The organism is Lachnoclostridium sp. Marseille-P6806, assembly GCF_900625025.1.
In the GTDB taxonomy this organism is placed as follows: Bacteria; Bacillota; Clostridia; order Lachnospirales; family Lachnospiraceae; genus CAG-791.
This window is the reverse complement of sequence record NZ_LR130574.1, coordinates 413,687-429,371: the sequence shown is the minus strand read 5'-3', so window position 1 is coordinate 429,371 and position 15,685 is coordinate 413,687. Positions and strand designations below refer to the sequence as shown.

The following is a 15,685-nucleotide window of genomic DNA, read 5'->3' as shown; positions in this document are numbered from 1 at the left end:
AGCCGTGCGATGAGGTAAGAAATGTCGTTTACAGATATCGGGATCGATCTGGGGACCGCGAGCGTCCTCGTGTATATCAGAGGGAAAGGCGTTGTTCTGAAAGAACCCTCGGTGGTCGCGTTTGACCGCGACTCCAACAAGATCAAGGCGATCGGCGAGGATGCCCGCCTTATGCTGGGAAGAACGCCGGGGAACATCGTGGCGGTCCGGCCGCTCCGGCAGGGCGTGATTTCGGACTATACCGTCACAGAGAAGATGATGAAGTATTTCATTGTCAAATCCATCGGCAAGAGAACGTTCCGCAAGCCCCGTATCGCGGTCTGCGTGCCCAGTCAGGTTACGGAGGTCGAGAAGAAAGCGGTCGAGGACGCGACCTTTCAGGCGGGCGCCCGGGAGGTCTATATCATTGAGGAGCCGATCGCGGCGGCCATCGGTGCGGGCATAGATATCTCCAAGCCCTGCGGCAATATGATCGTCGACATCGGGGGCGGCACGACGGACATTGCGGTCATTTCTCTCGGCGGGACGGTCGTCAGCACTTCCATCAAGGTGGCGGGCGACGATTTCGACGACGCCATTGTCCGCTATATGCGGCGGAAATACAATCTGCTCGTCGGCGAGCGCACGGCCGAGGACATCAAGATTCAGATCGGCTGCTGCTATCCGCTGCCGGATCCCGAGTTCATGGAGGTCAGGGGGCGGAATCTCGTGACGGGACTTCCCCGCACGATTCAGGTTTCCTCGGAGGAGACGGAGGAGGCGCTGAAAGAGCCTACGAATCAGATCGTCGAGGCAATTCACAGCGTGCTCGAAAAGACGCCGCCGGAGCTGGCGGCCGACATCTCCGACCGCGGCATTGTTCTCACCGGGGGCGGAAGTCTTCTGCACGGACTCGAGGAGCTGATCTCCTCAAAGACCGGAATCAACACGGTGACCGCGGAGGACCCCATGACAGCCGTTGCGATCGGCACCGGAAAGTACGTTGAATTCCTTTCGAGCAGCAGCAATATCGATTACTGAGCGGCAGGAAAGAAAAAGAATATTCCCGCCGGCGGGGATGCGGGGGCGGATTTGCCCCTGCTGTGCCGGCCTTTTCTAAGAAATCGTTAGAAAACAACTATTCGGAGGGCCATTCGCAGCGGCTGACTGAATAGTTGTTTTGCGTTTTGACAGCCGTTTCTGCAGAAAACGGCGCGGGGGACAGCCATGGAGGAATCAGGAGCGCTCACGGAGCTTAGGGGCTATGTGACCGGCATCATCTACCGCAACGAGACAAATCTGTATACGGTTTTCGCGCTCGAAACGGCGGACGGCGAGGAGACGGTGACGGGCTATCCGGCGTCGATCAGCGTGGGAGACAATCTGGCGGTTTCCGGGAGCTTCCGGGAGCATCCCAGCTACGGGCCTCAGTTTGTGATGGAGAGCTTCCGGGAATGTCCGCCGGAGGACGCACAGGCCATGCAGCGGTATCTCGGCTCCGGCGCGGTAAAGGGAATCGGCGAGGCTCTGGCGGCCCGCATTGTCAAAAAATTCGGGGATGAGACGCTCCGCATCATGGAGGAGGAGCCCGAGCGTCTTGCGGAGATCAGGGGAATCAGTGAGAAAAAGGCGCGGGAGATCGCGGCGCAGATGAGTGAAAAGCGGGATCTCCGGGACGTCATGCTCTTTCTCCAGCAGTACGGGATCAGCAACCGCTTTGCCGTGCGGATCTGGCAGAAGTACGGGATGCAGACCTACGGGATCATGAGGGAAAATCCGTACCGGCTGGCGGAGGATATTCAGGGCATCGGCTTTGCCCGGGCGGATGAGATTGCAGAGCGGGCGGGCATACGGGCGGACTCGGATTACCGTGTTCGCAGCGCCATTCTGTTTCTTCTCTCGGAGGCGATGGGCGAGGGCAGCGTCTATCTGCCGGAGCCGGAGCTCCTCCGCAGGAGCCGGGCGCTGCTTGATCTCCCGGAGGAGACGATATCCGTTCAGCTAGGGAATCTTGCGATAGAGGGGAAGCTTCACATCCAGAGGAAACGCGGCGAGGTGCAGATTTACGGGGCGCGCGCGTATTACGAGGAGCAGCAGACCGCAAGGCTTCTGCTTGAGCTTGCCGGGGAGACGCCGCATCACGCGGGCACAGAGGAGCAGGTGCGGGAAAGGATCCGCGCACTGGAGGCGGAGGAGGGGATCGAGCTGGACGAGCTGCAGCGCAACGCGGTGCAGCAGGCCGCGGGCCACTCGGTGCTTCTCATCACGGGCGGTCCCGGAACCGGCAAGACGACGACCATCAACACGATTATCCGCTATCTGCTGTCCGAGGAGCTCGAGGTGCTGCTGTGCGCGCCCACCGGCCGCGCTGCCAAGCGCATGTCGGAGGCGACAGGGTACGAGGCCCGGACCATTCACCGGCTGCTGGGAGTGCGCGGCGTGGACGGCGCGCCGGGGAGCGGCCCCGAGAGCCGCGGCGACGGCGGGGGAGGCGCGGACGGCGGCTTTTCCCGCGCCGTGTTTACCAAGGGGCAGGAGGATCCTCTGGAGGCGGATGCGGTCATCGTGGATGAGATGTCGATGGTGGACATGCACCTGTTTCTCGCGCTTCTCAAAGCGATTGTCCCCGGGACAAGACTCATCATGGTGGGCGATATGAATCAGCTCCCCAGTGTCGGACCGGGTAAGGTGCTGCAGGATCTGCTCGAATCCGGTGCGTTCCGGAGCATTGTACTGGAAAAGATTTTCCGTCAGGCGGCGGAGAGCGATATCGTCGTCAACGCGCACCGCATCCATGAGGGCAGGGCGATCCGGCTTGATACGAGAAGCAGGGATTTCTTCTTTCTGGAGCGGGAGAGCGTCCCGGTGATTTACAAGCACACCGTGCAGCTCCTGCGGGATAAGCTCCCGGGCTATGTTCACTGTGAGCCGGGGGAGATTCAGGTGCTGACCCCGATGCGAAAGGGACTGCTCGGGGTGGAGAAGCTCAATGAGATTCTGCAGAGCACGCTGAACCCTCCGGGAGCTGGAAAGCAGGAGCACCGGCATGGGGATACGCTGTTCCGCGTCGGAGACAAGGTGATGCAGACGCGCAACAATTACCAGCTTGAATGGCGTATTCCGGGGAGATATGACATCCCGGTCGACAGCGGAACGGGGGTGTTCAACGGGGATTTCGGCATCATCCGGAGGATCGATGCAGCGGCGGAAACCATGACAGTCTGCTTTGACGAGAACCGTGTCGTGGATTACCCGCTGGGGAATCTCGATGAGCTGGAATTATCTTATGCGGTCACGGTGCACAAGTCGCAGGGGTCGGAATATCCGGTTGTGATTCTGCCGCTCCTGTCCGGCCCGTCGGCGCTGATGAACCGGAACTTGCTGTATACGGCGGTGACGCGGGCAAGGAGCTGCGTGGTCATCATCGGGAGCCGGGCGGCTGTGGCGCAGATGATCGCAGGGACGAGTCAGAACATGCGCTGGACCGGTCTGGGGGATCGGATTCATGAGATATTGTCTGTGGAAAAACAGAGTGCTGGATCTGCTCTATCCGAGACGCTGCCCTGTCTGTGACCGGGCGGCGCCGTTCGGCACGCTGATCTGCCCCGCCTGCGCGCTGGTTCCCGTGAGAATGAACGGGCCGCTCTGCCATTGCTGCGGGGGACGGCTCCGCGAACCGGAGGCGCTGTTCTGTCCGGTCTGTGCGGGGAGACGCCATGCGTACCGGCGCGGAGCGGCGGTATTTGACTACCGCAGTATTTCAGGCCCGCTGCTTCGCTTCAAGTACGGGAACCGGCCGGAATACGCGGACTATTTTTCCGAAGAGCTGGCTGCGGCGCTGGACAGGGCGCTGCGGAAGGACTTCCGCGTGCCGGCGGATATGCTGGTTCCGGTTCCTCTTCACCGGGAGCGTCTCCTTGCAAGGGGCTACAATCAGGCGGAGCTTCTTGCCCGGGGAACGGAGAGGCGGCTCGGAATTCCCTGCCGCGGCGACGTCCTCATCCGGACGGAAAATACAGCGCCCCTTAAGACCATGAGCGCCCCGGAACGCCGGAGCTGTCTCAAAAGCGCTTTTCATAGCTGTTCGGATGATGTAAAATCAAAGACGATTATACTTATCGATGATATTTATACGACAGGATCGACGATGGACGCCTGTGCGGAGGCATTGTATCGGGGCGGAGCCGGTTCTGTCTATTTCATGGCACTGGCGATCGGAGCGCAGGCGGGACAGAATGCTTAACGAAGAGAAGATCCGGATTATGACCCGGATGGCCATGTATGAGGCAAATGCGGGAAAGGCGGACGTCCGCAGGGACGCGTGGTTCAAGGGGGACTATCTCTCCAAGGAGCTGCTTCTTTCTTTCCTTGTGGGGACGGCCGCGTTTGCGGTCCTTGCGGGGGTCTACGCATTTTATCATATCGAGACGCTGATGCTCACACTGTACAGCATGGATATCCTCGCGCTTGCCCGCGGGGTCGGCCTGAGATATGTCCTTTTTATGCTGTGCTTTGAGGCGGTCACATGGATCGTCTGTTCCCTGCGCTATGAGAGGGGAGAGGAAAGACTCCGCCGCTACTGCAAGGATCTGAGGCGTCTGTCCGACGGCTACGGGGGAAAGGATTCTGACAGAAAATGACGACGTTATTGGAAATACGTGAGAATATCAAGCGCATTTACAGCCGGTATTCTCAGTACATTCTTGCGGCTGCAAAGTTCCTGCTCGCGGCGGCGGCAATCTCCATGGTGGGGGAGGCCACCGGTTATTCGCGAGCGGTGACGGGCGCGCTGCCGACCCTGATTCTGGCGCTTTTTTGTGCGGTGATTCCCTCCGGGGGCATGTGCGCGGTTATCGGTGCGGTGATTCTTGTACAGCTCTACGTCCTGTCTGTTCTGGCGCTCGCTCTGGCGGCGGTGATTTTTCTTCTGATCTTTCTGCTGTATTTCCGCTTTTCTCCCCGGGACGGCGTTCTGATTGTCCTCACGCCCGTCTGCCTGCGTCTGGGAATTCCCTATGTCGTTCCGATGGCGGCGGGGCTTCTTCTTTCTCCGTCGGCGGCTCTTTCCATCGCGTTCGGACTGGTCGTGCATTTCGCCATCTCCTTCATCAGCCAGAATGAGACGGTGCTGAGCAGCGTGGACAGCGACACGCTGGTGGAATCCTCGCAGACCATCATCGGAGGGATTTTTGCCAATCCTACGATGCTGGTCATGATCGCCGCATTTTCCGTCTGCGTGCTTCTTGTCTATTATGTCCGACGCATGCGCGTCGCCTACGCATGGTCGGCCGCGATCGCCGCGGGAGCCGTGGCGCAGCTCATTCTTCTTCTGATCGGCGACGTCATCTACGATACGAACTTTTCGATCGCGCTGGTTTTTCTGGGGATGATCGTCTCGGTGGCAATCTGTTCCGGGCTGGCCTTTTTCTTCTTCAATCTGGATTATTCCCGCATCGAGCAGGTGCAGTTTGAAGATGACGACTACTACTATTATGTAAAGGCGGTTCCCAAGGTGTCGCTCAGGACGCGGGAGCGGACCGTCAAGACGATCAGCCGGACCATGCGGCGGCATGATGCGCCGGCCTCGCGCGGCGGGCGCGGAGCGCAGATGCAAAGCGATGATGACCGGGACGGCTACGACGAGTACGAGGACTACGGCGATGACGCCGACGCCTATCGCGGAGACGGGGGCTGCGCGGAGGATTATACCGTCTATGACGAGGAAGAAAATCACGGGTAACAGGGCGGCTGACGCCGCGGGGGCTGTCCGCCGCTCTGCGGACAGGTGACGCTTCGTCTGTCCGGACGCCTGCAAATCCGGCAGCATGGGGACCGGCATGGATTTTACAACGGACATTTTTCAGAACTATCTGTACAACCTGCATATGCCAAAATTTCGATGGCTGGATATCATAGAGATACTGATCATCGCCTTTTTGCTGTACCACATTCTGCTCTGGTTCAAGAATACGCGCGCGTGGTCGCTGATGCGCGGCATGGTCATCATCCTGATGTTCATTCTGGTCGCGGCCATCGCGAATATGACGACAATTCTCTGGATTGTGAAGAATGTCACGGGAATCGCGGTGACGGCGATGATCATATTATTGCAGCCGGAGCTGCGGGGGGCGCTGGAGGAGCTGGGGCAGAAAAATTTCATGACATCTCTCGTCCCCTTTGATCCGGCGCGGCGCACGGCGGACCGGTATTCCGAACGGACGATCAGCGAGCTTGTGCGCGCGAGCGTCGAGATGGGAAAGGCCCGCACGGGGGCGCTCATCGTGATCGAGCAGACTACGCCGCTGCGGCAGTATGAGCGGACGGGGATCGATATCGACGCGGTGCTCACCAGCCAGCTTCTGATCAATATTTTTGAGAAAAACACGCCGCTGCACGACGGTGCGGTGATTGTGCGCGGCGGCCGCGTGGTGTCGGCGACCTGCTATCTGCCGCTGTCGGAAAACCGGATGGACAAGGACCTCGGGACGCGGCACCGGGCGGGCGTCGGCATTTCCGAGGTGACGGATTCCCTGACGATCATTGTTTCCGAGGAGACCGGAGGGATCAGCCTTGCCTACAAGGGGCGGCTGACGCGCGGAGTGACGCAGGAGCAGCTCAGGGAGCGGCTCGAGCAGATCGCCGGCAGGACGCCTGCGGAGCGCAGAGCCGTCCGCGCGGGGGAAACGGCGGAAGCAGTGCGGGAGGCGAATGGTGAAGGACAGGAAAAAACCGGCGATTCTCAATAATATCGGGCTGAAAATTTTTGCGCTGGTGACCGCGGCCATCATGTGGCTTCTCGTCACGACGATCAATGATCCGGTGGTGACCTCGCAGTTTGACAATATTCCGGTAAAGCTCCTTAATACGAATATCATCACGGAGGCCGGCAAGGTCTACACGGTGCTCGACAATACGGATGTGGTTCCCGTCGTCAAGGTGACGGGGGCAAGATCCATCGTGGATTCCATTGACAAGGACAATATTGTGGCGACGGCGGACGTGAAGAACCTTTCCGAGCTGGAAACCGTGGATATCGTCCTGTCCTCGAACAAGTACAACGGCAAGCTGGAATCGATTCGGGGTAGTCTCGAGGCGGTCCGGCTCAATATCGAGGACAGGAAAGATACGATACTGACGCTGCGTGTTTCGACGAGCGGTGAGCCGGGCGCGGGCTATGTGGTCCGCGAGTCTGCGGCCGATCAGAACCAGATCCGCGTATCCGGGCCGGAGTCCGTGGTATCCTCGATCGTCTCGGCGGCAGCCATCGTCGATGTGTCCGGCGCATCGGGGACGATCACGACAGCCGCGGACGTGGTGCTGCGGGATGCGGAGGGGACGGCGGTCGATCCCTCCAATCTGACCATGAACATCAGCTCAGTCAGGGTGACGGTCACCATTCTGCCGACCCGGGAGGTGCCGGTTGCGGCCTCGGTTTCGGGGACACCGGCTTCGGGCTATGCCGCGACCCGGGAGATTACGGTGGAGCCGGCCTCTGTTGTGATCGCCGGCAAAGGATCGGTGCTGTCCGGCATTTCCTCCATTGCGATTCCTGCAGAGGAGCTCGATATCAGCGGCGCCTCGGATACGGTGTCGCGGACTGTCGACCTGAGTAAGTATCTGCCGGAAAACACGAGCTTTGCGGAAGCCGGCTTCGACGGCAAGGTCACGGTAACGGCGGGCGTCGAGCCCCTGTCGCACAGGACGCTTGAATTTGCGCTGAACGAGGTGAGGGCGGTCAATGTGCCGGAGGGATACCGTCTTGAAATCGTAAGCCTTGACGACAATCTCGGGCATACGGCCTCTCCGCTTCTTGATTCGCCGCTGCAGCTCACGGTCAGCGGCCTTTCGGCGGATCTTGCGGCGCTGTCGGAGACGGAGCTTGATCCGGTCTTTGACGTGTCGCAGCTTGATCTATCGGGTGACGGGACGGGGCCGGCCGGAAGCTATATCGGAGGACTGCGCTTTACGCTGCCGGAGTACACGTCGGCAGTCAATCCGGTCACGGCCGTTGTGCGGATCCGGAAGAATGAAGAATAAAGGAATGACGGCAGGAATGGAGAACAGTATGGGCAGAATGTTCGGGACAGATGGGGTTCGGGGAGTTGCAAACCGGGAGCTTACACCGCAGCTCGCCATGGAGCTGGGGCGGGCGGGCGCTTATGTCCTCGCAAAGAACGACGGAGGCCGCAGGCCGGTGATGCTCGTCGGATGCGATACCCGCCTGTCCGGCGATATGCTCGCAAATGCGCTGATGGCGGGGGCCTGTGCGGTGGGGGCCGACGTCGTCTATCTGGGCGTTCTTCCGACGCCGGCAGTGGCCTATCTGGCCCGCAGACATCATGCGGACTGCGGCGTCGTGATATCGGCGTCCCACAATCCGATGGAGTTTAACGGGATCAAGTTCTTTGACGGAGAGGGCTTCAAGCTTCCGGATGCCACGGAGGACGAGATCGAGGCGCTGGTCCGAAGCGGCATTCCGAATGAAGAGCTTCCGGCCGGAGAGGGCGTCGGCCACATCACCTACGATTTCGGGATGTGGAGAGAATATGTGCAGCATGCCATTGATCTTGTGCCGGTCGATCTGGGAGGCTTCCGGATCGTAATGGACTGTGCGGAGGGCGCCTCATTCCGGACGAATGTCGAGGCGGTCCGGGCGCTGGGCGCGGATCTGATCACGCTCCATGTGAATCCGGACGGAACCAATATCAACCGGAACTGCGGCTCCACGCATATGGAGGAGCTGGCGGAGCGCGTCGTGGCCGAGAGGGCCGACTGCGGCCTCGCCTTTGACGGCGATGCGGACCGCTTTCTTGCGGTGGACGAGCATGGAAATATTGTCAACGGCGACCAGATCATGGCGATTGTCGGGAAATTCATGAAGCGTCAGGGGACGCTCGCGCAGGACACCGTCGTGGTGACGGTCATGAGCAATCTCGGCTTTTACCTCTGCTGCGACCGGGAGGGTGTCCGCACGGAAAAGACAAAGGTGGGCGACCGCTATGTTCTGGAAAAAATGAAAGAGGACGGCTACAATCTCGGCGGAGAGCAGTCCGGTCATGTCATCTTTCTCGGGGAAAACACGACCGGCGACGGCCTTTTAAGCGCGCTGCACCTGCTTCAGGTCATGCGCGAGACGAACCGTCCGCTGTCCCGCCTCGCCTCGATCTGCGAGATGATGCCGCAGGCGCTGATCAATGCCTCCGTGGCCAATGACAAGAAAGAGCATTACATGGACTTCCCGGAAGTAGCGGAGGCCTGTGCGAAACTGGAAAAGGAATTTGCGGGCGCTGGGCGCGTCCTCATCCGGCCGTCCGGCACGGAGCCGCTGGTTCGGGTTATGATCGAGGGCCGGGATCAGGAGCTGATCGCGGCAAAAGCGCAGGAGCTGGCGGATCTCATCGAGCGCGTCATGGCGTAAATCTGTTTGCATTGCCTGTGTTTCGTGATATAATTCATATAATTCCCGCGGCGGATGTTCTCTTTTGTAGGGATTATGATGTGGGAATGCAGGAGTTTTCAGAAAATATGGTCAGTCAGAAAGTTACGATCAAAAATCCAACCGGTCTTCATCTGGGTCCCGCAGGGGTCCTATGCAAGGACGCCATGCTATTTAAGTCTCAGATCACGTTTCAGTTCAAGGAAACGACGGCGAATGCCAAGAGAGTTCTGAGTGTTCTTGGTGCGTGTGTAAAATCCGGTGATGAAATTGAACTTTTCTGCAGCGGAGAGGACGAGAGGGAGGCTCTGGATTTTCTGGTGAGGGAAATCGAAGAGGGTCTCGGAGAGTAATTGTCTCTTTCCTTTTTTCGGTCAGTTGATGCAGAGATCGGTTCCGGCGCACGGGATCGATCTTTTTTTATTCACATGCAGGTGCAGCAATGCTTCGGCGGGGAGGATCATTATGCTGAATTATCAGAGATATCAGAGAGTGCCGGTCATGCAGTATCCGGAGAGAGAGTGGCCGAATCGGGAGATCGTGAAAGCGCCGGTCTGGTGCAGTGTGGATCTGCGGGACGGCAATCAGGCGCTGATTGATCCCATGGTGGTGGATGAGAAGCTGGAGATGTACGAGCTGCTTCTGCGCCTGGGCTTCCGGGAGATCGAGGTCGGCTTCCCGGCGGCAAGTCAGATCGAGTTTGATTTCATCCGCCGTCTCATCGAGGAGGACCGGATCCCGGACGGCGTTCGTCTGCAGGTGCTCTCCCAGTGCCGGAAAGAGCAGATCGACCGCACATTTGAGTGCATCCGCGGGTGCAGGAATGTAATTTTTCATATTTATAATTCGACCTCTACGCTGCAGCGGGACGTCGTGTTCGGCATGAGCCGGGATGAGGTCAGAGAGCTGGCGCTGCAGGGCGTCCGCTGGGTTCGCGAGGGGATGCGGGACTTCGGAGGGAATCTCATGCTCGAGTATTCTCCGGAGAGCTACACGGGCACGGAGCCGGACTATGCGCTGGAGGTCTGCAACGCCGTGATCGGCGAGTGGAAGCCGACGCCGGAGCAGCCGATGATCATCAATCTGCCCTCCACCGTGGAGATGACGACGCCCAATGTCTTTGCAGACGGCGTGGAGTGGATGAGCCGCCGTCTCGACCGGCGTGACAGCGTGATTCTTTCCATCCACCCGCACAATGACCGGGGGACGGGGACGGCGACGGCGGAGCTGGCCCTCCTTGCGGGCGCGGACCGACTGGAGGGGACGCTGTTCGGAAACGGCGAGCGCACCGGCAATCTCGATATCCTGAACGTGGCCTACAATATGTTCTCACAGGGGATCGATCCGAAGCTCAACATTGAAAATATCGGCGAGATCATCGCGGTCTGCGAGCGCTGCAATAAGATGCCCATCGACCCGCGTCACCCCTACGGCGGGAAGCTGGTGTTCACGTCATTCTCCGGCTCGCATCAGGACGCCATCAACAAGGGGATGCAGGCGCTGAGAGAGAGAAATTCAAAGTACTGGGCCGTCCCGTATCTGACCATCGACCCGGCGGATATCGGACGCCGGTACGAGCCGATTGTGCGCATCAATTCGCAGTCCGGAAAGGGCGGCGTGGCCTTTGTGATGGACAGCTATTTCGGCTTCAAGCTCCCCAAGGGAATGCACCGCGAGTTTGCCGATGTGATACAGAAGATCTCCGAGAGAGAGGGAGAGGTTGCGCCGGAGGAGATCATGGCGGCGTTCCGCGAGAGCTATCTGGACTGCAAGGAGCCCCTGCATTTCCGCAGAATACAGGTGACGGATCTCTCGAACGAGACGGAGAGCAGCTTCGATACGAAAGTTTCGGTCGTCTACACGGAGTATGGGCGCGAGAAGAGCTTCGAGGCGGTGGGCAACGGGCCGCTCGATGCGGTGGGACGCGGCGTCCGGGAGAGCCTCGGGCGGGAGTACCGCATTCTCGACTATACGGAGCATGCGCTGACGGCCGGCTCGGACTCGCAGGCGGCGGCTTACATTCATCTCATGGATGCGGACAGTGGCCGGGTCACATGGGGCGTCGGCGTCAGCTCGAATATTACGCGGGCATCCGTCCGGGGGATTTTCTCGGCGATGAACCGCCTGCATGAAGGGGCTTCGCAGAACGGAATCGGCGTCTGACGGAGTTGAAGAGATTTCGCGGGTGTGAGATAATCGGCAATGTAAATTTCAAAATCATTACTATTGGAGATTGTCATGGCAGAACAGCAGAAGAAATTTGTGGAATCCATCACGCCCCGCGACGAGGATTTTGCCCAGTGGTACACGGACGTCGTCCTTAAGGCGAATCTGATCGCGTACAGTAACATCAAGGGCTTTATGGTGATCAAGCCCGCGGGCTACGCAATCTGGGAAAACATTCAGAGGAATCTCGACGAACGTTTCAAGGCGACCGGCGTGCAGAACGTCTATATGCCGATGCTCATTCCGGAGAACCTCATGAAAAAGGAGGGCGAGCTGGTAAACGGCTTTGCGCCGGAGGTCGCATGGGTGACGAGCGGAGGGCAGGAGACGCTGACCGAGCGTCTCTGCGTACGTCCGACCTCCGAGACGCTGTTCAGCGATTTCTATGCGCAGGATATCCATTCCTACCGTGATCTCCCGCGTCTCTACAACCAGTGGTGTTCGGTGGTCCGCTGGGAGAAAGAGACGCGCCCGTTCCTGCGCTCCCGGGAATTTCTGTGGCAGGAGGGGCACACCATTCACGAGACGGCGGAGGAGGCGGAGCAGAGGACGCAGCAGATGCTGAACGTCTATGCGGATTTCCTCGCCGAAGAGCTCGCAATTCCAGTGGTGAAGGGCCGCAAGACCGATAAGGAAAAGTTCGCGGGGGCCGAAGCGACCTACACCGTCGAGGCACTGATGCATGACGGCCGCGCGCTGCAGTCCGGCACCAGCCATGATTTCGGCAAAAAGTTTGCCGAGGCCTATGACATCCGTTTCACCGCCCGGGACAACAAGATGAACTACGTGTATCAGACCTCGTGGGGCATGACGACCCGTGTGATCGGCGCCCTTATCATGGTGCACGGCGACGATTCCGGCATTGTTCTTCCGCCCCGCATCGCTCCGACGCAGGTCGTGGTCATTCCGATCCAGCAGAGGAAAGAGGGAGTTCTCGCGGCGGCGCAGAGCATCGCGGCGACGTTGTCCGATTACCGCGTAAAGGTCGACGATACGGACCGGAGTCCCGGCTTCAAATTTGCGGAGCAGGAGGTGAACGGCATTCCGCTGCGCATAGAGATCGGGCCGAAAGACATTGAGGCGGGGAGCGCCGTGATCTGCCGGAGAGATACCCGCGAGAAGATAAGCTGCGGGATCGGGGAGCTTCCCCGCGTGGTCAGCGAGACGCTGGAGCGCATGCAGTTCGAGATGCTGGAGCGCGCCCGGAGGCATCTTGCGGCGCATACCTTTGCGGCTCATAATAAAGAAGAGTTCGAGGAGAACTTCCGCGAGACAAAGGGCTTTGTCAGGGCCATGTGGTGCGGCGATCCCGCCTGCGAGGATAAAATCAAGGAAAACTACGGCGTGACGAGCCGCTGCATCCCCTTTGAGCAGGAGATGCTTTCGGATACCTGCGTCTGCTGCGGGCGGCCAGCGAAGAAGATGGTTTACTGGGGCCGTGCGTACTGATCGGGCAGGATTTGCATATCGATTTGCATATCTATGGAGACAAAAATGAATATACTGGTTATTAACTGCGGCAGCTCTTCATTGAAGTATCAGCTCATCGACAGCGTTTCGGAGAATGTTCTCGCTAAGGGAATCTGTGAGAGGATCGGAAGCGGTGGAGCCTGCATAACACATGCGCCTGCGGGCGGAGAGAAAAAAAAGACGGAGCTTCCCATGCCGGATCACCATGCGGCGGTCGCGGCGGTCATCGAGAGGCTGACGGACAAAGAGGTCGGCGTAATCCGCTCGCTGAAAGAAATCGCGGCGGTAGGACACCGGCTTGTGCACGGCGGTGAGAAATTTGCCTCCGCCGTCCTGATTGACGAGGAAGTGATTGCCGCCATCGAGGAGGTGTCGGATCTGGCGCCGCTTCACAACCCGGCCAACCTGATCGGCGTTCGGGCCTGCCGGGCGCTGATGCCGGAGGTGCCGATGGTCGGCGTATTCGATACGGCGTTCCATCAGACCATGCCCCGAAAGGCGTATCTTTACGGTATACCGCTGGAATATTACAGAGATTACCGGATCCGCCGCTACGGCTTCCACGGCACGAGCCATGACTACGTCAGCCGCCGCGCCGCCGAGCTTCTGGGGAAAAAGCGGGAGGAGCTGCGCATCATCGTCTGCCATCTCGGGAACGGCGCGTCGGTTTCAGCCGTAGACCACGGCAGATCGGTGGACACCTCCATGGGGCTTACGCCTCTTGAGGGCCTGATGATGGGGACGCGGAGCGGCGACCTCGATCCGGCGATCATCACGTTCCTTATGGATAAGCTGAATGGCAGCGCCGAAGAGGTGCTTTCGATTCTTAATAAGAAGTCGGGCGTGCTCGGCCTGTCCGGTGGCGTGTCGAACGACTTCCGCGATCTCACGGCAGCGGCGGAAAACGGAAATGAGGATGCGGAGACGGCGCTTGAGGCGTATGCGCTGCGCGTCGGCAAGTACATCGGGGCCTATGCGGCGGAGATGGGCGGCGCGGATGCGATCGTCTTTACCGCGGGCGTCGGCGAGAACGACGGGCCGATGCGCGCCCGGATCTCCGAATATACGAAGTTCCTCGGAACCTCCGTGGACCCGGAGAGGAACAGAACCCGGGGGGAGGAGGTCATTCTGTCCGCGCCGGAGGATGCGGTGGCGACAATGGTGGTTCCGACCAATGAGGAGCTTGCGATCGCGCGCCAGACGCTGGCGATCGTGCAGGCCGGGGATGAGAAAAAGTCTTGAGCTCTTTTGTGATAGCGCTTCCTGATAAAGTCAATACCATATTGAGAACTCTCAGGGAGCACGGCCACGAGGCCTATGCGGTTGGCGGCTGCGTGCGCGACAGCATACTGGGCAGAGAGCCGGACGACTGGGATATCACGACCTCGGCGACGCCCTGCGAGGTCAAGGCGCTGTTCCGCCGCACCGCGGACACCGGAATAAAGCATGGCACGGTCACGGTTCTTATGGGGGACGACGGCTACGAGGTCACGACCTACCGCATCGACGGCGTCTATGAGGACAGCAGGCATCCCCGCGAGGTGACCTTTACGGCGAGCCTCCGGGAGGATCTTCTCCGCCGGGACTTTACCATCAATGCGATGGCGTATAATTCGGAGGAGGGGCTCATCGATTATTTCGACGGGCTGGGGGATATCGGGCGCCGGAGCATCCGCGCCGTAGGGGATCCCGGGCAGCGCTTCCGCGAGGACGCGCTCCGCATCATGCGGGCCGTCCGCTTTTCCGCCCAGCTCGGCTATACAATTGAGGAGAACACACGCCGAGCTGTCGCGAAGCTCTCGCCCACACTCGAAAGGATCAGCGCCGAGCGCATCTGTACGGAGCTGACAAAGCTCCTCCTGTCGGATCATCCGGGGGAACTTCGGACGCTGTATGAGACGGGAATCACACGGGTGATCCTGCCGGAATTTGACGCCTGCATGGAAACCTCCCAGAACAATCCGCACCACCGCTATAATGTAGGGGAGCATATCCTCCATTCGGTGGAGGCGGTCCGGGCGGACCGGGTGCTCCGGTATACGATGCTGTTTCATGATATCGGGAAACCTGCCTGCCACTTTACGGACGCGCAGGGGATCGACCATTTTCACGGACATGCGCCGGCCGGCGCGAAGATGGCCGTGGACATCATGAGACGCCTTAAGTTCGACAACGACACGCTGCACCGGGTCGAGACGCTCGTCCGCTACCATGACATCAATATGGGAGAGACGCCCTATTCCATCCGCAAAAGCATGGCGGTCATCGGGGAGGAGCTCTTCCCGCTGCTCTTTGAGGTGAAGCTCGCGGACGGCGCGGCGCAGAGCGAGTACCGTCTGGAGGAAAAGCGGAAGAAAATCGACGCATGGAAGAACATATACCGGCGGATTCTGGAGGAAAAGGACTGCCTGACTCTCCGGGATCTCGCGGTGAGCGGGGAGGATCTGATCGCGGCGGGGGTGCAGCCCGGCAGGGAAATGGGCGTGCTTCTGCGGCGGATGCTCGAGGATGTTCTCCAGTACCCGAATCACAATACGAGAGAATATCTTTTGAAGCAATATCTCGGCTAGCATC

The 15,685-nt window shown here is 59.6% G+C and carries 13 protein-coding genes; all 13 read left to right on the top strand.

Annotated features, from left to right (window positions below):
• The first annotated feature begins 21 nt into the window (after positions 1-21).
• Positions 22-1,020: a rod shape-determining protein gene (locus E0E20_RS01845; protein ID WP_130836354.1), complete on the top strand. Its 999-nt coding sequence runs from the start codon at positions 22-24 to the stop codon at positions 1,018-1,020.
• A gap of 186 nt (positions 1,021-1,206) precedes the next feature.
• Complete coding sequence (gene recD2, locus E0E20_RS01840; RefSeq protein WP_130836353.1) at positions 1,207-3,552, top strand: SF1B family DNA helicase RecD2; 2,346 nt, start codon at positions 1,207-1,209, stop codon at positions 3,550-3,552.
• The gene (locus E0E20_RS01835) at positions 3,485-4,222 is read left to right on the top strand and encodes a ComF family protein (RefSeq protein ID WP_130836352.1); all 738 of its coding nucleotides are present in this window, start codon (positions 3,485-3,487) and stop codon (positions 4,220-4,222) included. The genes recD2 and E0E20_RS01835 overlap by 68 nt, the downstream gene beginning before the upstream one ends.
• Entirely contained in the window at positions 4,215-4,619 is a 405-nt protein-coding gene (locus E0E20_RS01830) for a hypothetical protein (RefSeq protein WP_130836351.1), read from the top strand. The genes E0E20_RS01835 and E0E20_RS01830 overlap by 8 nt, the downstream gene beginning before the upstream one ends.
• On the top strand, positions 4,616-5,719 hold the full coding sequence (locus E0E20_RS01825) for a hypothetical protein (RefSeq protein WP_130836350.1): 1,104 nt from the start codon (positions 4,616-4,618) through the stop codon (positions 5,717-5,719). The genes E0E20_RS01830 and E0E20_RS01825 overlap by 4 nt, the downstream gene beginning before the upstream one ends.
• Positions 5,720-5,816: 97 nt before the next feature.
• Complete coding sequence (gene cdaA, locus E0E20_RS01820; protein WP_130836349.1) at positions 5,817-6,725, top strand: diadenylate cyclase CdaA; 909 nt, start codon at positions 5,817-5,819, stop codon at positions 6,723-6,725.
• The gene (locus E0E20_RS01815) at positions 6,688-8,016 is read left to right on the top strand and encodes a CdaR family protein (protein WP_130836348.1); all 1,329 of its coding nucleotides are present in this window, start codon (positions 6,688-6,690) and stop codon (positions 8,014-8,016) included. Before cdaA ends, E0E20_RS01815 begins: the two co-directional genes overlap by 38 nt.
• 28 nt (positions 8,017-8,044) lie before the next feature.
• A complete protein-coding gene (glmM, locus tag E0E20_RS01810) occupies positions 8,045-9,397 on the top strand; it encodes a phosphoglucosamine mutase (RefSeq protein WP_130836494.1) in 1,353 nt (450 codons plus the stop codon).
• A 107-nt stretch (positions 9,398-9,504) separates the two neighbouring features.
• Positions 9,505-9,768, top strand: a complete 264-nt coding sequence (locus E0E20_RS01805) for an HPr family phosphocarrier protein (protein ID WP_130836347.1) — start codon at positions 9,505-9,507, stop codon at positions 9,766-9,768.
• Between the two features lie 112 nt (positions 9,769-9,880).
• Entirely contained in the window at positions 9,881-11,578 is a 1,698-nt protein-coding gene (leuA, locus tag E0E20_RS01800; RefSeq protein WP_130836346.1) for a 2-isopropylmalate synthase, read from the top strand.
• A gap of 75 nt (positions 11,579-11,653) precedes the next feature.
• Positions 11,654-13,090 (top strand): proline--tRNA ligase, encoded by a 1,437-nt coding sequence (proS, locus tag E0E20_RS01795; RefSeq protein WP_130836345.1) that lies wholly within the window; start codon positions 11,654-11,656, stop codon positions 13,088-13,090.
• 45 nt (positions 13,091-13,135) lie between these two features.
• Complete coding sequence (locus E0E20_RS01790) at positions 13,136-14,353, top strand: acetate/propionate family kinase (protein WP_130836344.1); 1,218 nt, start codon at positions 13,136-13,138, stop codon at positions 14,351-14,353.
• Positions 14,350-15,681 carry a CCA tRNA nucleotidyltransferase gene (locus E0E20_RS01785; RefSeq protein ID WP_242622606.1) on the top strand — a complete coding sequence of 444 codons (1,332 nt, stop codon included), beginning with the start codon at positions 14,350-14,352 and terminating at the stop codon, positions 15,679-15,681. The genes E0E20_RS01790 and E0E20_RS01785 overlap by 4 nt, the downstream gene beginning before the upstream one ends.
• The last annotated feature ends 4 nt before the right edge of the window (positions 15,682-15,685 follow it).

Coding starts and splice junctions, on each gene's coding strand:
- E0E20_RS01845 (WP_130836354.1), top strand. CDS start 22: ATGTCGTTTACAGATATCGGGATCGATCTGGGGACCGCGAGCGTCCTC.
- recD2 (WP_130836353.1), top strand. CDS start 1,207: ATGGAGGAATCAGGAGCGCTCACGGAGCTTAGGGGCTATGTGACCGGC.
- E0E20_RS01835 (WP_130836352.1), top strand. CDS start 3,485: ATGAGATATTGTCTGTGGAAAAACAGAGTGCTGGATCTGCTCTATCCG.
- E0E20_RS01830 (WP_130836351.1), top strand. CDS start 4,215: ATGCTTAACGAAGAGAAGATCCGGATTATGACCCGGATGGCCATGTAT.
- E0E20_RS01825 (WP_130836350.1), top strand. CDS start 4,616: ATGACGACGTTATTGGAAATACGTGAGAATATCAAGCGCATTTACAGC.
- cdaA (WP_130836349.1), top strand. CDS start 5,817: ATGGATTTTACAACGGACATTTTTCAGAACTATCTGTACAACCTGCAT.
- E0E20_RS01815 (WP_130836348.1), top strand. CDS start 6,688: ATGGTGAAGGACAGGAAAAAACCGGCGATTCTCAATAATATCGGGCTG.
- glmM (WP_130836494.1), top strand. CDS start 8,045: ATGGGCAGAATGTTCGGGACAGATGGGGTTCGGGGAGTTGCAAACCGG.
- E0E20_RS01805 (WP_130836347.1), top strand. CDS start 9,505: ATGGTCAGTCAGAAAGTTACGATCAAAAATCCAACCGGTCTTCATCTG.
- leuA (WP_130836346.1), top strand. CDS start 9,881: ATGCTGAATTATCAGAGATATCAGAGAGTGCCGGTCATGCAGTATCCG.
- proS (WP_130836345.1), top strand. CDS start 11,654: ATGGCAGAACAGCAGAAGAAATTTGTGGAATCCATCACGCCCCGCGAC.
- E0E20_RS01790 (WP_130836344.1), top strand. CDS start 13,136: ATGAATATACTGGTTATTAACTGCGGCAGCTCTTCATTGAAGTATCAG.